We start from the raw sequence: 19,860 nt of genomic DNA on the forward strand, positions 1-19,860 counted from the left end.
GTCACATCATCTGCAATAAATAAATTAACGAGACAATAATGAAACCCTCCTTTGGATTTATGCTCTATCTTGCGGGTCTGAGCATGCTGGGCTTTTTAGCCACCGATATGTATCTGCCTGCATTCAGTGCCATGCAAACCAGTCTGATGACCAGCCCCGGGATGATCAGCGCAAGTCTGAGCATTTTTCTCGGTGGATTTGCTGTTGGTCAGTTGCTGTGGGGGCCACTGTCGGACAGAATCGGCCGTAAACCGGTATTGCTTCTTGGTCTGATACTTTTTGCGTTCGGCTGTCTGGGTGTTATCTGGGTTGAGAATGTACGCGCTCTTCTGGCCCTGCGTTTCTTACAGGCCATAGGCGTGTGTGCTGCCGCAGTCACCTGGCAGGCTATCGTTGTTGACCGTTTTTCTGCCGATGTGGCAAAAAAAACTTTTGCCAGCATTATGCCGTTAGTGGCGCTTTCTCCGGCTCTTGCACCGTTGCTGGGTGCCTGGGTGCTCAATCATTTTGACTGGGAAGCTATTTTTGCCCTGCTGACCGTCGTTGCCATCGCTTTAGTGCTGACGACGCTGACTCTGCATGAAAACAAACCGGCAAAAGACGCAAAGGCAGATAAAACCGGCTTTACGACTTTATTGAAATCGCCTGTTTACAGCGGGAATGTCATGATTTATGCCGCCTGTTCAGCGGGTTTCTTTGCGTGGCTGACGGGCTCACCGTTTATCCTGAGCGATATGGGCTATTCACCCGGTGCCATCGGGCTGAGCTATGTTCCGCAGACTATCGCTTTCCTGCTCGGTGGTTTTGGTTGCCGTGTTCTGATCAACAGGCTGGACGGCAATAAAATTCTGCCATGGTTACTGACTGGTTACGGCATCAGTATGGTGGCCTTGTTCTGTGTGGCTATGTTCACAGATGCCGGGCTGACAAGTTTGCTGATCCCTTTCTGTCTGATGGCTTTAGTGAATGGTGCAACCTATCCAATTGTTGTCGCAAATGCATTAATGCCATTTCCTGCTAATACAGGTAAGGCGGCAGCGTTGCAGAATACCTTGCAGCTTGGGCTTTGCTTCCTTGCCAGCATGCTGGTTTCCGCATTTATTGTGCACCCGCTCATGGCGACAGTCACGATCATGCTGTCTACACTATTGTTGGTAGTTTTGGGCCGCTGGCTCTCTTTACAGCATAAAAATGTACGAGACGATGAGCAGCCACCGGAGCAGGAAACTCAGACTCTGCACGCAAATCAACAGTGATAATACCCTAATGTAACAGTCACTTAGCGGGCATTTTCATTGATTACGATTTACTATTGAGAATGCCTGCCAGCGAGCCTATACTCAACAAAACCAAATAAAATAGCATTTTTACAAAACTTTTATTACATACTTAAGCCAGACGCGCGGACGGTGTCACACTTATTTTTTGAATACTTTTCACGGATGATTTTCCTGCCCGTCTTCCGGCGCGCAGGCGTTCTTCTTAATTTCCTCTGTTGGTGTCGAATATCGGGCGAGACGCTAGTCGTCTGTTCTCATAAAGACCTGCAAAAATAGCCTTTGCTTTTCCCGGCAGGTTAATAAGTCAGAAGAGAAAGTGATGGAGAAGCTATGAGTTCATCGTGTATAGAAGACCAAAGCATTCAGGACAATCAATGGTATCGGATCGCCAGTGAGATGCTGGCGATGGCAGATATTCAGGTAAACGGTAATCGTCCTTTCGACCTTAAAGTAAAAAACACTGACTTCTTTAAGCGTGTTTTACAGGAAGGTTCTCTGGGCCTCGGTGAAAGTTACATGGACGGTTGGTGGGAATGCGACCGTCTGGATATCTTTTTCCAGCGTGTTATCCGTGCCGGTTTGGAAAATAAACTGCCCCACCATTTCAAAGATACTTTACGTGTCGCCGCAGCACGCCTGACTAATTTGCAATCGCGCAAACGGGCGTGGATTGTCGGCAAAGAGCATTATGATCTTGGCAACGATTTATTTACGCTGATGCTCGACCCCTACATGCAATATTCCTGCGGCTACTGGAAAGAAGCCACTACGCTTGAAGAAGCGCAGGAAGCAAAACTCAAAATGATCTGCGACAAGCTGCAATTAAAACCGGGACAGCGCCTGCTGGATATCGGTTGCGGTTGGGGTGGGTTATCTGAGTACGCCGCCAAAAATTATGGCGTAAGCGTTGTAGGTGTCACGATTTCTGCTGAACAACAAAAACTGGCTCAAAAACGCTGTGAAGGGCTGGATGTCACTATCCTGCTGCAGGATTACCGTGACCTGAATGATCAGTTTGACCGTATTGTTTCTGTCGGGATGTTTGAACATGTGGGTCCGAAAAATTATCAGACCTATTTTAATGTCGCCAAACGCAATATTAAACCTGACGGTATTTTCCTGCTGCACACCATTGGTTCTAACAAAACAGACCTTAATGTCGACCCGTGGATTGATAAATACATCTTTCCCAACGGCTGTCTGCCCTCTGTTCAGCAAATTGCACATAACAGCGAGTCACTGTTTGTGATGGAAGACTGGCACAATATTGGCGCTGATTATGATCGCACACTGATGGCATGGAATGAACGCTTTCAGAAACACTGGCCGGAACTGGCGGAAAAATACGGTGAACGTTTCCACCGTATGTTTACCTACTACCTGAATGCCTGCGCCGGGGCTTTCCGCGCCAGGGATATTCAGTTGTGGCAGGTTGTCTTCAGCCCGGAAGGCGTTGATGGGGGCATCCGCGTACCACGCTGATGATCTTCGGTTTGCCAATAAAAAAACCGGACATTTATCGTCCGGTTTTTTATGCACGCCATTTTTTATTCGAATAAAAAGCCTGAGATGCTATTGCGCTTTATCGATCATCGCCTGCGCCGTGGCGATAGCCGCTTCACGGCTGGCTAATACACGTTCTACCGTATCGACAATCGCCTGGGTTTGCGGGTCGATTTCGATATTAATTTTGTCACCCAGACGTTTTGTGCCCAACGTCGTGCGCTGCAATGTTTCCGGAATTAAATGCACACAAAAACGGGTGCGGGTCACTTCACCGATAGTGAGACTAATACCGTCAATACCGATATAACCTTTATGTAATACATATTTCATCAAATCTTCATGCGGCATGCGAAACCAGATCTGACGGTTATTTTCTGAGGTCAGGATTTTTGCCACTTCTGCCGTGCAAATAATATGACCAGACATTAAATGCCCGCCAATTTCATCATTAAATCGCGCTGCACGTTCCAGATTAACCGGATCACCCTCTTTCAGTTCACCGAGATTCGTCAGACGCAAGGTTTCTTTCATCAGATCAAAACTGACCAGATCACCGTTAACCTCAGTGACGGTCAGGCAGCAACCATTGTGTGCCACCGATGCGCCAAGCTGCAGGTTATCCAGCATATTTTCAGGTAAACGAACCACATGGGTACGGAAGTTAGGTTTCTCGTCGATCGATACGACCGTGCCGGTTCCCTGTACAATTCCGGTAAACATAGCCTTTTCCTCAATGTTTAAAACTGCTGTATTAAAACGTCACTCCGGTCAGTTTGCCGCAGAATTAATTGAAAGCCAATTCTCTGCGATAAGAAATAGCACCGTCTGCTTCAATTTCATTATTTAACTGACCATTAACAGCTTTGTTTGCTTAAAAATACCGACAATGTACAATCTTCGGACTATTTCCCTCTGTTCCATGCCATCTGTCATGGCATTTTTTATTCAATATAATCAAATAAAAAGGTGTATCTGTGCAGAAGTACCTTGCAGAAGCGCGGGTTCTGTTAGCGCTTGCCATCCCGGTCATCCTTGCGCAAATTGCGCAGACATCCATGGGCGTAGTGGACACAATAATGGCGGGTTCGGTCAGTGCCACGGACATGGCTGCCGTGGCTGTCGGCACCTCAATCTGGTTGCCGGCGATTTTATTCGGACACGGTTTACTGTTGTCACTGACCCCCACTGTCGCGCATTTAAATGGTGCCGGGCGTCGCGATAAAATTGGTCATCAGGTTCAGCAAGGGTTCTGGCTGGCTTCGGGTGTTTCGGTGCTGATCATCGCGGTGCTGTATCAGTGCGACCATATTCTTAGCCTGATGCATAACATTGATCCTGAGCTGAAAGCAAAAGCCGTCGGCTACCTGCATGCCATTATGTGGGGCGCGCCGGGCTATTTATTTTTCCAGGTGCTGCGTGACCAGTGTGAAGGTTTGTCAAAAACCAAACCAGGCATGGTATTCGGCTTTATCGGCCTGCTGGTCAATATTCCCGTTAATTACATTTTTATATATGGGAAGTTCGGCGCCCCCGCACTCGGGGGTGTCGGTTGTGGTGTCGCGACGGGCACAGTGTATTGGGTCATGTTCTTCATGATGCGGATTTATGTCCGCCGCAATCGTGCACTGCGTGACACTCAGCCACATTCACGGTTTGCGAAACCCGACTGGCCGACACTACGTCGCCTTATCCAGCTGGGTATGCCTATCGCACTGGCATTATTTTTCGAAGTGACACTGTTTGCGATCGTTGCCCTGCTGGTCTCCCCGTTGGGGATTGTTGCCGTGGCCAGTCACCAGATTGCGCTGAACGTCGGCTCGCTTATGTTCGTTATACCGCTGTCTTTAGGTGTTGCAGCCACTATTCGCGTAGGGTCCCGTTTAGGTGAATCTTCGGTTGAAGGCGCAAAGGTTGCAGCCTATACCAGTATCGGAACGGGGATAATGATGGCCTGCTGCACAAGCGTGACGGCCATCATTTTTCGCGAGCATATCGCCTCACTTTATAATGACAGCCCGGAAGTCGTCACGCTGGCTTCCCATCTGCTGATCTTTGCTGCGTTGTTTCAGATTTCAGATGCGATTCAGGTTATCGGCAGTGGCATTTTGCGGGGCTATAAAGATACACGTTCGATCTTCTACATTACGTTCGTCGCTTACTGGGTGCTGGGTCTGCCGGTAGGGTACACTCTCGGACTGACGGATATTCTGGTTCCACGAATGGGGCCAAGCGGTTTCTGGTGCGGGTTTATTTTGGGGCTGACTTTTGCCGCGCTGATGATGACATTGCGGATGCGCTGGTTACAAAAACAACCCTCTTATACTATTTTGCAAAAAGCGGGCCGTTAATCCCGTGGCTTTTCCGTGCGCTGTGCATAGGTGTACCGGCGCACGGATTTTTCAGCCTTTGTGCTGGCTGTTATGTCTAAAAAAACAACGCAATGCACATAAGGTCGGCAGTCACACACATTATGACAGGAAAATGTCTTTTTTCCCTTGCCAGTACTCAGAGAGGTCGTTAATATTCGTCCCCGTCGCCAACACTGGCTGACGAAAAAGAAAAACGATGCGTCCGTAGCTCAGTTGGTTAGAGCACCACCTTGACATGGTGGGGGTCGGTGGTTCGAGTCCACTCGGACGCACCATCTTTCTTAGCAAGACCGTTGCATATTGTGCGTCCGTAGCTCAGTTGGTTAGAGCACCACCTTGACATGGTGGGGGTCGGTGGTTCGAGTCCACTCGGACGCACCAAAGCAATCTTCTGAACCTTCCCTTCTGCCGTAAACTCCCTGAACAATCTGAAATCACTTCTGACAACACTTTAGATTCGTGCGTGAATTTATGTTAAGTCATCCGTTTGTATTATTTAAGATTATTTCCTGTCTGTTCCTTTTTTTGCAATAGCGTGAACAAACCGTTATCTCTTCCGCTTTCCACCCTGCCCGCATTGGATAATTTCAAAACAACGTTCCGAAATCTGCCCTAAGCTTGCGCCGCATCACGTTTTTTATTTGGTTTCCCACCCGGTTCCCCTCTATAATACGCATCGTCTCTTCGATTGAATGGTTTCAGCCCCTTGATCTGTCGATATCGCAATTACAAAAGCGTGATCACTCCGGTAGCGATGATAAATCGCACAAATCGCTATGCTTTGGCTGAACTTACTACACCATTCCTTTCACAGTCTTCTACGCTTAGTAATGATTTGATTCAACCAGGCAAGACCTCAATTCCGCGCGGGCAGCACCGCTGTCAGGCAAACGCTTTTCCAATCCATCACAACTTGTAGATAAAATCGTCATGAAAAAGACCAAAATTGTTTGTACCATCGGTCCGAAAACCGAATCCGAAGAAATGCTGACCAAACTGCTTGATGCAGGCATGAACGTAATGCGTCTGAACTTCTCTCACGGTGATTATGAAGAGCACGGCCAGCGCATTCAAAATATCCGCAACGTGATGGTGAAGACCGGTCACAAAGCGGCCATTTTGCTGGACACTAAAGGTCCGGAAATCCGCACCATGAAACTGGAAGGCGGCAAAGATGCTTCCCTGGTTGCGGGTCAGACTTATACTTTCACCACCGATCAAAGCGTTATCGGTAACACCGAACGCGTAGCGGTTACTTATCAGGGCTTTGCTGCTGACCTGAAAATCGGTAACACCATTCTGGTCGATGACGGCCTGATTGGTATGGAAGTGACAAATGTCACCGAAACCGAAGTGACCTGTAAGGTACTGAACAACGGCGATCTGGGTGAGAACAAAGGTGTCAACCTGCCAGGTGTTTCTATCGCACTGCCAGCGCTGGCTGAAAAAGATAAACGTGATCTGATCTTCGGCTGTGAGCAAGGCGTTGACTTTGTCGCGGCTTCTTTCATCCGTAAACGTTCTGACGTTCTGGAGATTCGTGAGCACCTGAAAGCACACGGTGGCGAACACATCCAGATCATCTCCAAAATCGAAAACCAGGAAGGTCTGAACAACTTCGACGAAATTCTCGAAGCCTCAGACGGCATCATGGTTGCACGTGGTGACCTGGGCGTTGAAATCCCGGTTGAAGAAGTGATCTTCGCGCAGAAGATGATGATTGAGAAATGTAACCGTGCACGCAAAGTGGTTATCACCGCAACGCAAATGCTCGATTCCATGATCAAAAACCCACGCCCTACCCGTGCAGAAGCTGGCGACGTAGCGAACGCCATCATTGACGGCACCGATGCAGTGATGCTGTCTGGCGAAAGTGCGAAAGGTAAATACCCGCTGGAAGCTGTCACTATCATGGCAACCATCTGTGACCGTACTGACCGCGTGATGCAGAGTCGCATTGATGGCCAGAATGACAACCGTAAGCTGCGTATCACAGAAGCTGTATGCCGTGGTGCTGTTGAAACTGCTGAGAAACTGGACGCGCCATTGATCGTCGTTGCCACCAGCGGCGGTAAATCAGCAAAAGCCGTGCGTAAATACTTCCCGCATGCGACTATCCTTGCCCTGACCACTAACGAAATCACTGCACGTCAGCTTATCCTGACCAAAGGCGTTGTGACTCAGCTGGTCAAAGAGATTGCTTCCACTGACGACTTCTACCGTATCGGTAAAGAAGCGGCTATCGAAAGCGGTCTGGCACAGAAAGGTGATATCGTAGTGATGGTTTCTGGCGCCCTGGTTCAGAGCGGCACAACCAATACTTCATCGGTGCATGTTGTTTAATTAAAAACGTGACCACGAGCATTAATAAACGCCACGAAATGTGGCGTTTATTTATTCAAAAAGTATCTTCTTTCATAAAAAGTGCTAAATGCAGTAGCAGCAAAATTGGGATAAGTCCCATGGAATACGGCTGTTTTCGCTGCAATTTTTAACTTTTTCGTAAAAAAAGATGTTTCTTTGAGCGAACGATCAAAATATAGCGTTAACCGGCAAAAAATTATTCTCATTAGAAAATAGTTTGTGTAATACTTGTAACGCTACATGGAGATTAACTTAATCTAGAGGGTTTTATAATGAATCGCACTAAACTGGTACTGGGCGCTGTAATCCTGGCTTCAACTATGCTGGCTGGTTGTTCAAGCAATGCTAAAATCGACCAACTGTCTTCAGACGTTTCTACTCTGAACTCTAAAGTTGACCAACTGAGCAACGACGTGAACGCAATCCGTTCTGACGTTCAAGCAGCTAAAGACGATGCAGCTCGCGCTAACCAACGTCTGGACAACCAAGCTCACGCTTACAAGAAGTAATATTTACTTCTCTAGTTCAATGGCGCACTCAGTGCGCCATTTTTTTTATCTGCTATTTGTGCTTTTCTCCTCCCCTGACGACTTTAAATCATCATCAAACCTCCCCTTTAAAACGCGCTCTATCGCTCAGGTGAATGTCAGACACAAAAAAGGGACCCTACAGGCCCCTGGAGTTTAAATCGTTTCTGCTGTGGTTCTGCGAACGTTTACTGGGTGCTGGCTGTATTAACCGCCGGTTCGCCCGAATTCGCCATTTGTGGCGGGTTGACAGCAGGTGGTGTGTTTCCTGCTTTAGCGCCGACACTGACCACAACCGGCATACCAGAACGCCGTGTAATCGCTTCTTTTACCATCGCAGCGTTGGTGTCATCGTGTTTAATGAATTTCTTCATTGCAGCGGTCAGTGGGATCGGTTTGGTTTGCGGATCATCTTTCTCTGTGTGAGACAACGGCTGATGTACCTCGATATAACGTTTACCATCCGGTTCGACATCAAACTTGATAGGCTGATTCACAATTTGTACACGCGTCCCTTTTGGCACCGAGTTAAACAGCGCTTCGATATCGTCTGGACGCAGACGGATACAACCGGAACTCACGCGCATACCAATGCCGAAATTCGCATTGGTCCCGTGGATCAGATACTGTCCTGAGCCTGCCGACAGACGCATTGCAAACAAGCCCATCGGATTATCCGGCCCGGCCGGCACCATCCCCGGTAATGTAATCCCCTCTTTCAGATAGGCTTTACGAATATTGGCGGTGGGCGTCCAGGTAGGATTCGGGATCTTCTGGCTGACAGAGGTCACCATCTCCGGTGTGTTACGCCCTAACTGGCCGATACCGATCGGATAAACAATGACTTTATTCTCGCCCTTCGGATAGTAGTAAAGGCGCAGCTCCGCCAGGTTGACGACAATCCCTTCACGTTTGGTATCCGGTAACAGCATTTGCGATGGGATAGTCAGCACGGTGCCCGCTTTGGGCAAATAAGGGTCTGTTCCCGGATTCGCTTCCAGCATCGCGATCAGCCCAATTTGGTATTTGGCCGCCACATCTTCCAGCGGTTTACCGTCGTTGGGCACCACATATGTCGTATTTTCACCAATCAGGCGGCTATTATCCGGCGGCAGTGGATATTCTGCCGCACTTGCGGTCATGGAATGCGTTGCTACCAGTGTGCCAACTAACATTGCCAGAAGGGGTAATGCGCGTCTCATACTCAGTCCTTTTTCGGCCTGCACTCAGCGAATCTGAGGCAAGGCAATGATCTTGTCAGGTAATAGTAGCAGCGCAGAATTTCATGGCAATCAAACCACTGTAAATCAGAAAGTTACCTTACAGAAGTCAGGATAAAACCCAGAAGGATAGTGAATTGAAAAATCAGGAGTAAAAGGAAATACACGGGGAGAAATAAGCGTTCTGCCTTGCTCATTAGCAGACAATTCCTAATGAGCAAGACAATGCAGCAGCACCAGTATTAAGAGAGCTCTGCTGCTTTAGCGCGGATAGAGCGAATCATCGCTTCCAGCCCTTGTGAGCGTGAAGGCGTCAGATGCTGACTCAGTTCAAGCTCAGTGAAAAAAGGACGTACATCCAGTTCCACCACATCGCGAGGCGTCAGGCCCTGATACAGGCTAAAGACAATCGCAACCAGGCCTTTAACAATGGCTGCATCACTGTCACCTTCGAAAGTCAGTGCCCCCTTCTCATCGGTACGCATGACAATCCATACCTGGCTCTGACAACCGGAAATCAGGTTTTGGTCCTGACGGTGTTCTTCCGCTAAGGCGGGTAACTGCCCACCCAGCTCAATCACGTACAGATATTTTTCTTCCCAATTCGGGCATCGGGAAAAATTTCTGACTAACTTGTTTTTATCTGGCAAAGCCATAAAGACACCCTGATCTGGGCTGTCAGGATTAACCCAACAACCGGTGAATACGTTGCAGCCCCGCGACCAAACGGTCGACTTCTTCACGGGTATTGTACATCGCGAGTGACGCACGGCACATAGCCGGAACACCGTAGAAGGACATTAATGGCATCGCACAATGGTGACCGGTGCGGATGGCAATACCGTATTGATCAAGGAAGCTGCCGACGTCGTACGCATGGTGTTTACCCAGATTAAACGCGATAACGCCTGCACGGGTAGCCGGGCCGTAAATCTGAATATCTGGCACCTGTGCCATCGCATTGAGCGCATAGCTCATCAGGTCCTGTTCATAAGCATGGATATTTTCCAGCCCCAGAGCAGTGACATATTCCATTGCTGCACCCAGTCCCATAATACCGCCGGTATTGGGTGTGCCGGCTTCAAAGCGCCATGGAGCTGCCGTGAAAGTGGTGCCTTCTGTCAGGCTGACATGCTTGATCATCGAGCCACCACCTTCCCACGGCGGCATTTGATCCAGCAGGGCTTTGCGCCCGTACAGGATACCAATACCGGTCGGGCCGTAGAGTTTATGCCCTGACCAGACATAGAAATCACAGCCCAGCGCCTGCACATCAACCGCCTGATGCATGACCGCCTGCGCACCATCGACCAGAACGGTCAGGCCGGCAGCTTTAGCCTGCGGAATGATTTTTTCGATCGGGTTAACCGTGCCTAATACATTGGAAACATGCGCTAACGTCAGCAGTTTTGTGCGTGGCGTGATCAGTGATTCAAGCTGTGATAAATCCAGCTCACCTTCCGGTGTCAGGTGCCAGACATCAATATGAAGCTCACGTTCTTTCGCCAGCATCTGCCATGGCACGATGTTCGCGTGGTGTTCCATTTCAGTCAGAATGATGTGGTCGCCGGCGTGTAAAAACTCACGCCCCCAGGTATTGGCGACCAGGTTAATGGCTTCCGTGGAACCTTTGACGAAGACAATTTCTTCCGCTGATGCGGCATTCATGAAACGGGCGGCCTGAGTGCGGACGTTTTCCATCTGCTCCGTCGCTTCCGCGCTCATGGTATGAATGCCACGGTGAACCGCAGCATAACCTTGCTCGAAGAAAGCCATTTCACGTTGAATGACCTGATGCGGTTTCTGTGCGCTGGCCGCGCTGTCGAGATAGGCCAGCGGCTGGCCGTTAACTTCACGGCTCAGCACAGGGAAATCGCTACGTACTTTTTCCAGTGGAAAACTCATTACTTACCTCGATTTAGTCTGCCTGCAATACGGGCAATGACGACTTCACGCAGGGTTTCATTCTCAATGGCTTCCGTCAGTTCAGCGGCAAAAGCAAAGATGATCATTTGCTGAGCATCCTGCCCGCTAATCCCACGGGTACGCAGATAGAAAAGCTGTTCGTCATCAATACGACCCACTGTCGCACCGTGGCTGCACTTCACGTCATCGGCATAAATTTCCAACTGAGGTTTGGTATCAACTTCAGTGTGTTTGCCCAGCAACAAGTTGTTGTTGGTCATTTTGCCGTCCGTTTTCAGTGCGTGCTGAGCCACTTTGATCATGCCGTTAAAAATCGCTTTAGCACGATCGTTGACGATCACTTTGTGCAACTGGTTGCTGTTGCAATAACCTTTGTTGTGTTCGAGATATGTGCGTGTATCGGCAATTTCAGAATCAACCGGCAGAACCAGACTGTTGATATCCAGATTGCTGTTTTCGCCGTTCAGCTGCGCACTGGTATTATTACGGGTCAGACCCGCGCCCAGCAGGAAGCTGTGGCTGGAAACACGGGCATCGCGCCCGATGACCAGATCATTATGCGAAAAGTGGAAACTGGCCTGGCTTTCAAATGCCAGTTTGTAATGCGTGAAATCTGCATTATCGCCCACATTTACCGTCATACGTGCACCGGTGAAATGTCCCTGCTCATTCAGACTCAGGTAATGTTCAATCACTTCAGCATTCGCGCCATTTTCAATCGCCAGATGATAACGATGATGAACGGTATTCATTTCGCGTGACTGCTCACGACCACTGCTCAGATGCAGCAGATACAACGGCTTATCAGCCTGCTTGCCCACAGGCAAACGCACGGAGAAAGAATCCTGCGCCAGGCTTTCTGTCAGATGTAAAAACACCTCTGACTGAATCGGATCCGGTAATGTTTGTTGCCCGGACGCGTTCAGTTTTTCGATTTCAAACGCACCGGTATCACTGTCGCTGAGGCTCGCATCGAAACGACCATCCACGAAAACCAGGCGGTAACAATCCAGCGGCAACGCCAGAGATTTGATTTTCTCAACCGTCAGCGCCTGCTGCTGAGGAGCGAAGAATTGATTACCCAGCAGTGAGGAAACCGGCGTGTATTTCCAGTCTTCCAGTTTTGCGTGCGGAAAACCAAGGCGCAACACCTGTTGCCAATGGGCATGCGCGTGGGGCGACTGCTCTCCCCCGCGGCTTTCAAAAAGGCGGTAAAGTTGCTGCATGGCGTGCGAACTGCCCGCCGCAGGGACATTACTCTTCGTCGGTAAGCCAGCCATAACCTTGCTCCTCTAACTGTTTAACCAAGGTGAAATCGCCGGATTTAACAATGCGGCCCTGATACAAAACGTGCACGTAGTCAGGCTTGATGTAGTCGAGGATACGCTGGTAGTGGGTGACAATAACGAATGAACGCTTGCCGTCACGCAGTGTGTTAACACCATCAGAAACAATCTTCAGCGCATCAATGTCCAGACCGGAGTCAGTTTCATCAAGGATGCACAGGTTTGGCTCAAGCGCCGCCATTTGCAGAATATCGTTACGCTTTTTCTCACCACCGGAGAAACCTACATTCACTGAACGGGTCAGCAAATCGGCAGGCATCTTCAGCATCGCAATTTTTTCTTCGATGAAATCTGCAAAGTCAAAGCGATCCATCGGCTCCTGCCCGCGGTATTTACGTACCGCGTTTACCGCCGTTTGCAGGAAGAAATGGTTGGTCACGCCCGGGATTTCTACCGGATACTGGAAAGCCATAAACACACCTTCACCCGCGCGGTCTTCCGGGGCGAGTTCCAGCAAATCTTTACCGTTGAAGATCACGGAACCGTCAGTCACTTCGTAATCTTCACGGCCAGCCAGTGTCGCGGAGAGCGTACTTTTGCCTGAGCCGTTCGGCCCCATAATGGCGTGTACTTCACCCGGTTTAATCTCCAGATCAAGTCCTTTCAGAATTTCCTTTTCTTCGACACGGACCTTCAAATTCTTAATGCTTAACATACGTATCCTTGAGTTTGCGCCTGCGCGCCTTAATTCTGTTTATGCTGTGACTTTAATGAACTCAAACCTGTGCGTCGTGCACCTCACCACCCTGCTGCGACGTCAGGAGAGCGTACGGCGAATTAACCGACGCTGTGTTCAAGGCTGATCGCCAGCAGTTTCTGTGCTTCGACAGCAAACTCCAGCGGCAGCTCAGAAAAGACATCTTTACAGAAACCATTTACAATCATGGAAATAGCATCATCTTCGCTGATCCCACGTTGCAGACAGTAAAACAGCTGGTCATCGCCGATTTTTGACGTCGTGGCTTCATGTTCCAGCTGAGCCGTATTATTGCGCACTTCAACATACGGGAACGTATGCGCGGCACTGTCGGCGCCAATCAGCATGGAATCGCACTGCGTAAAGTTGCGGGCGTTTTCTGCACTTGGCAGGATCTTCACCAGACCGCGGTAGCTGTTCTGGCTGTGACCGGCGGAAATACCTTTGGAGATAATGGTCGACTTGGTATTTTTACCAATGTGGATCATTTTGGTACCGGTATCCGCCTGCTGTTTACCGCTGGTCAGCGCAACCGAGAAGAATTCACCAATTGAGTTATCCCCTTTGAGAATAACGCTCGGGTATTTCCAGGTGATGGCTGAGCCGGTTTCAGACTGGGTCCAGGACATCTTCGAGCCTGCGCCTTCGCACAATGCACGTTTAGTCACGAAGTTTAAAATACCGCCGCTGCTGTCTTTGCTACCGGAGAACCAGTTCTGCACTGTGGAATATTTCACTTCCGCGTCTTTGTGCAGGATCACTTCAACCACCGCAGCATGGAGCTGATAGGTGTCACGCACCGGTGCGGAACAGCCTTCGATGTAACTGACATAACTGCCTTCATCAGCAATCAGGATCGTACGTTCAAACTGACCGGTTTTCGCAGCATTTATGCGGAAGTAGGTCGACAACTCCATCGGGCAGCGCACACCTTTTGGCACATAAACAAACGTACCATCAGAAGCTACAGCCGCATTCAGTGCCGCAAAGAAGTTATCCTGAGCGGGAACAACGGTACCGAGGTATTTACGCACCAGATCAGGATATTCATGAATAGCTTCACCGAATGAGCAGAAAATGACGCCCGATTCAGCCAGCTTTTCGCGATACGTTGTGGAGACAGAAACGGAGTCAAAAATCGCATCGACAGCGACTTCTTTACCTTCACGAACCGGAACGCCCAGCTGTTCGAAAGCCTTTTCAACTTCGCTGGTCAGATAATTGTTTGCTTCGCCCGCAGGAACCCCCAGGGATTCGCCGCCAGATTGCTGCGTCGCCCCCGGTTGTGAGCCACAGCTATCATCGCAGCTGCCACAGGATGGCGCGGAATAGTAGCTGTAATCCTGGTAATCCAGAGGCGTATAGTACGCCTTCAGCCAGTGTGGCTCTTCCATTTTCAACCAGGCATGATAAGCCTGCAGACGGAACTCCAGCATCCACTCAGGCTCGTTGCGCTTTGCGGAAATCGCACGCACTACATCTTCGTTGATGCCTGATGCTAATTCATCGGTTGCCAGCTGGGTAAAGAACCCTTCCTTGTAATTCGTCCCCTCGCCGACCCAAGACTGCACATCATCTGGAATTTCTACGTTGCTTCGTGACATGTTGGTTACATCGCTTTGTTTACAATAATCTTAGAAACTGAAAGTTTTAAACGCCGAAACTTTCACCACACCCGCAGGCATGCTGAGCTTTAGGATTATTGAATTTAAATATCTGATTGAGTCCTTCGCGGACAAAATCCACCTCGGTTCCGTCGATGAAAGGCATGGCCTTCAGCGGAACAAACAGCAAAGCGCCGTCATGTTCAAACACCAGGTCATCGCTGGCCGGTTGTTTGGTTAAATCCAGAACGTAGCCAAAGCCGGCACACCCCGACTGTTTCACGGAGAGCTGAAGACCTTTAACTTCGGGATCCTGTGCCACCAGAGTATTAATCTGTTTCGCTGCAGAATCAGTCAGGCTAACACCTTGCCATACGTTGTCGTCTAAAGAGAAAGAGCCGACAGTTTCAGTTTGCATCTGTCTTACCTCATAATTTTACGGTCATAGACAAGACCTATTGTCTCTATTCTAGTGATAACGTTAATCACTTCAACCTCTTGTTTTAAGAGGGTATAGCGATGACACACGAGGAAAGACACTCAATGTGCGTCGTCTTTACATCCGGCCGCTGGCGGGTCTTGAACACCGCAACCATCAACTGATTGAATAAGTTGTCAATTTTTTGTTAAAAATTAAAATAAACCTTATAAAAGGTAAGGTTTAATAGCTTTCAATGTATCTATTATAAAACATTCATCGGAAATGCCTATTTATGAATTAGCCATATCCGAAGAATTAAAGCTCTTTTTGCTTACTGCCTTAAGCCCCACAAAAATAAAAAAAGCGCATGAAAACGTTGATCCGGCGATTTTTTGCCAATATGATGTTTATTATTTGATAATGATTATCATTCAGATAACCCGGAATATTGAGAATGACTCAATCGGTAAATGCGTGGTTGCAAGGCAAGATCGACGAATATAAATCAAGTGTCCGCGATGCCACCGTGGATTTTTATATGGCAGATGCTGCCTTACGACGCCCGGATGCGCATCTTTGTCAGCTCAAACGCTTCAACAGCCTTTGCCTCGATATGGCCAATCTGTGCCTGCAGAACGGAGATGATCACAGTTATCTTCATGCATTATGCAAATTGCATAACCGCCTGATCCTGGAAATCAACAGCGTGGTACGTTGTGAACTCTTCCGTGTTCAGAGTTACCATTTTGCGCGGCACACGTTAAAACTCATTTGTCAGTATTATGCCATGATGGGCATCTGGGAAAAAGCAACGGCATTTCAAACTGACTTCGCCAAACGTGTTCCTTTTCAGCTTTAATTTATTTTCAATAAGTTAGCCAGTTTTGTTCAGCCCAATAAAAAAGCGGATACATTCATCATGCATCCGCTTGTTCCGTGTCTGACTCCGTGATCAGGATTGATTAATAACGCGTATCAATGATCGATCACCATGGTCGTCAGCCGCGATACACAGCACAGATTCCCTTTCTGATCAAAAATCTCAATCTGCCAGACCTGGCTGCGGCGACCGGTGCGCAATGCGCGGCAGACACCGCGTACGTGTCCTTCCCTTGCAGACTGCATATGGCTGGCATTAATTTCCACTCCCACCACGGTTTGATTGCCTTCACAGCATAAATAACCTGCCATCGACCCCATGGTTTCCGCCAGAACAACGGATGCGCCGCCGTGCAGCAAGCCAAATGGCTGGGTAGTGCGTGCATCTACCGGCATGGTTGCTTCAAGGAAATCCTCACCCAGTTGCGTGAACTCAATCCCCACATGCCCCACCATACATCCCTGACTGCGCTGATTCAGGGTTTCCAGCGTGGTACTCCGTTTCCAGAATGACATAATGCTTCCTTATGGTTAGGGAATGATTTCCAGCAAGGCCTGTAACGGATGGCGAACGCCGTTGCCTTCGATGCGTTTTACCTGGCTGCGACAGGAATAGCCGGTTGCCAGACAGCGCTGGCGCGGTAACCGTTGCAAAGCGGTGTGCCAGGAAAGCTCATAAATCCCCAGAGAGTTTTCAAGATTTTTAGTTTCATGGCCATACGTCCCTGCCATTCCACAGCACCCGACACTGACGTTTTCCAGCTTCGCACCGTAGCGGGCAAAGATATCGCCCCACTGTTTGCTACTGTTTGGCAGGGCAGTGCTTTCCGTACAATGTCCGAACAGATACCAGGCCTCGCCACTTTGCTGTTGCGCCGGACGCTCCGCCAGCCAGGTATCCAGCCATTCATGCACGAGTTGCACCTGGAAGGATCCGCGCGTGTCCCCGAGAATTTCTTTATATTCATCGCGGTAACACAGTACCAGCGCAGGATCGACACCCACCATCGGCATTCCCAACTGTGATACACGGTTAAGGAACAGGGACGTTTTCTTCGCTGTTTTGGCAAAACGGGTCAGGAAACCTTTTATATGCTGCGCTTTGCCGTTAGGTGAAAAAGGCAGCAGAACGGGTTTAAGGCCCAGTTTTTCAATCAGACGGATAAAATCAGCAACGACCTGTGCGTCGTAAAAACTGGTAAAGGGATCCTGGACTACCAGCACGTATTCACCCCGTTGTGCCGGAGGAATGGCCTCCAGTTGTTCAAGTGTCATCTTACTGGCACGATGCCCTGATAACTGCTCACGAAGGGTCGGAGAAGACAGTAAAGGCAAATCCACCATGCCGATGCTTTTCCGGCTCATCTCCCGTAACCAGGGCTGCCTGAGGAAAAAATTGAACACCTTAGGGGCTTTGGCCATCAGAGGAGCGTAGCTTTCAACGCCTGCGACAAAATGATCGCGGGCCGGGCGCAGGTAGCGGGTGTGGTAAAGCTGCAGGAAACGCGAGCGGAAGCCCGGCACATCAATTTTTATCGGGCACTGTGTCGAGCAGGCTTTACAGGCCAGGCAACCGGACATCGCCTCTTTCACTTCATGGGAGAAATCATATTCCCCTTTATTGGCATGCCAGGTATTACGTGTACGGTCAATCAGGCTGCGCAAGCTCATACCTTTTTCCGGCAACGCATTCTCAAGCGCCAGCGGATCTACACCTTGTTCTGACAATAAACGCAACCATTCACGTACCAGACCCGCGCGACCTTTTGGAGAGTGGATACGGCTGCCCGTGATTTTCATTGACGGGCACATCGGACTTTTCACATCAAAGTTAAAGCACAGGCCGTTACCATTACATTCCATCGCGCCGCGGAATGACTGACGGACTTCCAGCGGAATACGGCGATCGAGGGTTCCGCGTTTTGGCGCATCAACTTTCATCATCGGCTCGTCACACTCAAGCGGTGCACAGATTTTGCCGGGATTGAGGCGGTTATCCGGATCGAATACGGTTTTGATCCGACGCAGTTCATGGAACAGCGCTTCACCAAAGAACGCCGGACTGTATTCCGCACGGAACCCTTTTCCGTGCTCTCCCCAGAGTAACCCCCCGTATTTCGTGGTCAGCGCGACAACTTCATCAGAGATTTGCCTGAGCAATATCTCCTGTTGCGGGTCGCACATGTCCAGCGCCGGACGCACATGCAATACGCCCGCATCCACGTGCCCGAACATGCCATAACTGAGATGATGACTGTCGAGTAACGCCCGAAATTCAACAATGTAATCCGCCAGATGCTGAGGGGGCACGCAGGTGTCTTCTGCAAACGGCAGGGGTTTAGCCTGCCCTTTTGCATTGCCCAACAGACCGACGGCTTTCTTACGCATATTATAAATACGCTCGATACCGGCCAGATCGGCGCAAATCTGATAACCGATAACACCGCCTTCTTTATCACTTATCAGGCTATCCAGACGTTCGCACAGCGCACTGACCTGGGTTTCAATCAGGTCGGCATCATCTCCGGCAAATTCAACAATATTCAGCCCCTGCATGTCGAAGCCTTCAACGTCCTTGATATAATCACGAACGCTGTGCCAGACAATATCTTCACGTGCCAGATTCAGCACTTTGGAGTCCACAGTTTCAACCGAGAGCGCCTTAGCCTCCACCATAAAAGGAGCATTACGTAGCGCTGAATTAAAGGAGTCGTATTTGATATTGACCAGGCGACGCACTTTGGGGATTGGCGTGATATTCAGGCGTGCTTCGGTGATAAAGGCCAGCGAGCCTTCTGAACCGGTCAGAATACGTGTCAGGTTGAAGGTCTGCAGATCGTCACTCAGTACATGGCGCAGATCGTAGCCTGTGAGGAAGCGGTTAAGTTTCGGGAATTTTTCGATCACCAGCGCACGGTTATCGCGACAACTGTCCAGCACAGTGCGGTAAATCCGCCCGATGACTGAATCCTCTTCGCCCAGCTTATCAGCCAGCGCCGTCGGAATAGCGGTGGTATCCAGCATCTCACCACCGAGCACAATCGCACGAACACCAAGAACGTGATCAGACGTTTTACCGTAAACCAGCGACCCCTGACCGGACGCATCCGTGTTAATCATACCCCCCAGCGTCGCACGGTTACTGGTTGATAACTCGGGTGAAAAGAAAAAGCCGAACGGTCGCAGATAATCATTAAGCTGATCTTTAATTACACCGGCTTCAACCTTGACCCAGCCCTGTTCCAGGTTGATATCAAGGATGCGGTTCATATGACGGGACATATCAACCACAATGCCGCGGTTCAATGACTGCCCGTTGGTACCGGTACCGCCTCCGCGTGGAGTGAAAACGAGCGTTTTAAAACGTTCCTGCCCGGCAAGACGGGCAATCAATGCCACATCTGACGTTGCAATCGGGAATAAGACCGCATCCGGCAGCAACTGATAGACGCTGTTGTCCGTCGCCATCGTCAGTCTGTCGGCATAAGTTGTTGTAACATCACCCGTAAAACCATTGCTTTTTAACGCTTCCAAAAAATCGAGCACCAGCTGGATGACACCCGGTGCCTGAGAAATCTGTGGGATCATTGAATTATGACTCTGTCTTTGTTGTATGCCTGGCGGGCCCGAGGCGTTCTACCGGATCTGCCCGGCAGATCCACCCTATTCTTTACCCGGAATAAAAACTAACATACTTCGTTTTTAAGCGCTCCGTCTGGTT

The 19,860-nt window shown here is 49.5% G+C and carries 16 protein-coding genes and 2 tRNA genes; 8 read left to right on the forward strand and 10 right to left on the reverse strand.

Annotated elements, in window-relative coordinates; translation table 11 throughout:
* Positions 1-38 precede the first annotated feature (38 nt).
* Together punC and cfa are read left to right on the forward strand one after the other, a co-directional pair.
* Complete coding sequence (gene punC, locus EVX52_RS01215) at positions 39-1,256, forward strand: purine nucleoside transporter PunC (protein ID WP_129990432.1); 1,218 nt, start codon at positions 39-41, stop codon at positions 1,254-1,256.
* Between the two features lie 354 nt (positions 1,257-1,610).
* Positions 1,611-2,762, forward strand: a complete 1,152-nt coding sequence (gene cfa / locus EVX52_RS01220) for a cyclopropane fatty acyl phospholipid synthase (protein ID WP_129951701.1) — start codon at positions 1,611-1,613, stop codon at positions 2,760-2,762.
* Between the two features lie 90 nt (positions 2,763-2,852).
* Here the strand turns inward: cfa and EVX52_RS01225 are convergent, their stop codons facing one another.
* Positions 2,853-3,506, reverse strand: a complete 654-nt coding sequence (locus tag EVX52_RS01225) for a riboflavin synthase subunit alpha (RefSeq protein ID WP_129951702.1) — start codon at positions 3,504-3,506, stop codon at positions 2,853-2,855.
* 254 nt (positions 3,507-3,760) lie between these two features.
* Between EVX52_RS01225 and EVX52_RS01230 the strand changes: the two genes are divergently transcribed.
* The 5 genes from EVX52_RS01230 (at position 3,761) to EVX52_RS01250 (ending at position 8,028) form a co-directional block, all read left to right on the forward strand.
* Complete coding sequence (locus tag EVX52_RS01230; RefSeq protein ID WP_129951703.1) at positions 3,761-5,134, forward strand: MATE family efflux transporter; 1,374 nt, start codon at positions 3,761-3,763, stop codon at positions 5,132-5,134.
* A 219-nt stretch (positions 5,135-5,353) separates the two neighbouring features.
* Positions 5,354-5,430 (forward strand) — tRNA-Val (locus EVX52_RS01235).
* Positions 5,431-5,459: 29 nt separating this feature from the next.
* A tRNA-Val gene (locus EVX52_RS01240) sits at positions 5,460-5,536 on the forward strand.
* Positions 5,537-6,085: 549 nt separating this feature from the next.
* Complete coding sequence (gene pykF / locus EVX52_RS01245) at positions 6,086-7,498, forward strand: pyruvate kinase PykF (RefSeq protein ID WP_129951704.1); 1,413 nt, start codon at positions 6,086-6,088, stop codon at positions 7,496-7,498.
* Positions 7,499-7,791: 293 nt separating this feature from the next.
* Entirely contained in the window at positions 7,792-8,028 is a 237-nt protein-coding gene (locus tag EVX52_RS01250) for a major outer membrane lipoprotein (RefSeq protein WP_013576093.1), read from the forward strand.
* 206 nt (positions 8,029-8,234) lie between these two features.
* On the opposite strand, the gene EVX52_RS01255 is transcribed toward EVX52_RS01250, so the two are convergent.
* From EVX52_RS01255 to sufA, 7 genes are all read right to left on the reverse strand, one after another.
* Complete coding sequence (locus EVX52_RS01255; protein ID WP_129951705.1) at positions 8,235-9,248, reverse strand: L,D-transpeptidase family protein; 1,014 nt, start codon at positions 9,246-9,248, stop codon at positions 8,235-8,237.
* 260 nt (positions 9,249-9,508) lie between these two features.
* Positions 9,509-9,922 (reverse strand): cysteine desulfuration protein SufE, encoded by a 414-nt coding sequence (gene sufE, locus EVX52_RS01260; protein ID WP_129951706.1) that lies wholly within the window; start codon positions 9,920-9,922, stop codon positions 9,509-9,511.
* 28 nt (positions 9,923-9,950) lie between these two features.
* Positions 9,951-11,171 (reverse strand): cysteine desulfurase SufS, encoded by a 1,221-nt coding sequence (gene sufS / locus EVX52_RS01265; protein ID WP_129951707.1) that lies wholly within the window; start codon positions 11,169-11,171, stop codon positions 9,951-9,953.
* Positions 11,171-12,472 carry a Fe-S cluster assembly protein SufD gene (sufD, locus tag EVX52_RS01270; protein ID WP_129990433.1) on the reverse strand — a complete coding sequence of 434 codons (1,302 nt, stop codon included), beginning with the start codon at positions 12,470-12,472 and terminating at the stop codon, positions 11,171-11,173. The genes sufS and sufD overlap by 1 nt, the downstream gene beginning before the upstream one ends.
* The gene (gene sufC, locus EVX52_RS01275; RefSeq protein ID WP_013576099.1) at positions 12,447-13,193 is read right to left on the reverse strand and encodes a Fe-S cluster assembly ATPase SufC; all 747 of its coding nucleotides are present in this window, start codon (positions 13,191-13,193) and stop codon (positions 12,447-12,449) included. Before sufC ends, sufD begins: the two co-directional genes overlap by 26 nt.
* A gap of 122 nt (positions 13,194-13,315) precedes the next feature.
* Positions 13,316-14,839: a Fe-S cluster assembly protein SufB gene (gene sufB / locus EVX52_RS01280; RefSeq protein WP_129951709.1), complete on the reverse strand. Its 1,524-nt coding sequence runs from the start codon at positions 14,837-14,839 to the stop codon at positions 13,316-13,318.
* 46 nt (positions 14,840-14,885) lie between these two features.
* Positions 14,886-15,257: a Fe-S cluster assembly scaffold SufA gene (gene sufA / locus EVX52_RS01285; RefSeq protein WP_013576101.1), complete on the reverse strand. Its 372-nt coding sequence runs from the start codon at positions 15,255-15,257 to the stop codon at positions 14,886-14,888.
* A gap of 457 nt (positions 15,258-15,714) precedes the next feature.
* Here sufA and EVX52_RS01290 point away from each other — a divergent pair, with 457 nt between their 5' ends.
* Positions 15,715-16,119 (forward strand): hypothetical protein, encoded by a 405-nt coding sequence (locus tag EVX52_RS01290; RefSeq protein ID WP_129951710.1) that lies wholly within the window; start codon positions 15,715-15,717, stop codon positions 16,117-16,119.
* A gap of 116 nt (positions 16,120-16,235) precedes the next feature.
* Here EVX52_RS01290 and EVX52_RS01295 read toward each other — a convergent pair whose 3' ends face one another.
* The gene (locus EVX52_RS01295) at positions 16,236-16,655 is read right to left on the reverse strand and encodes a hotdog fold thioesterase (RefSeq protein ID WP_129951711.1); all 420 of its coding nucleotides are present in this window, start codon (positions 16,653-16,655) and stop codon (positions 16,236-16,238) included.
* Between the two features lie 15 nt (positions 16,656-16,670).
* Positions 16,671-19,727 carry an FAD-binding and (Fe-S)-binding domain-containing protein gene (locus EVX52_RS01300; RefSeq protein ID WP_129990434.1) on the reverse strand — a complete coding sequence of 1,019 codons (3,057 nt, stop codon included), beginning with the start codon at positions 19,725-19,727 and terminating at the stop codon, positions 16,671-16,673.
* Between the last annotated feature and the right edge of the window lie 133 nt (positions 19,728-19,860).

Origin of the sequence: Rahnella sp. CFA14(1/10) (assembly GCF_004195095.1) — a bacterium.
GTDB lineage: Bacteria > Pseudomonadota > Gammaproteobacteria > Enterobacterales > Enterobacteriaceae > Rahnella > Rahnella perminowiae.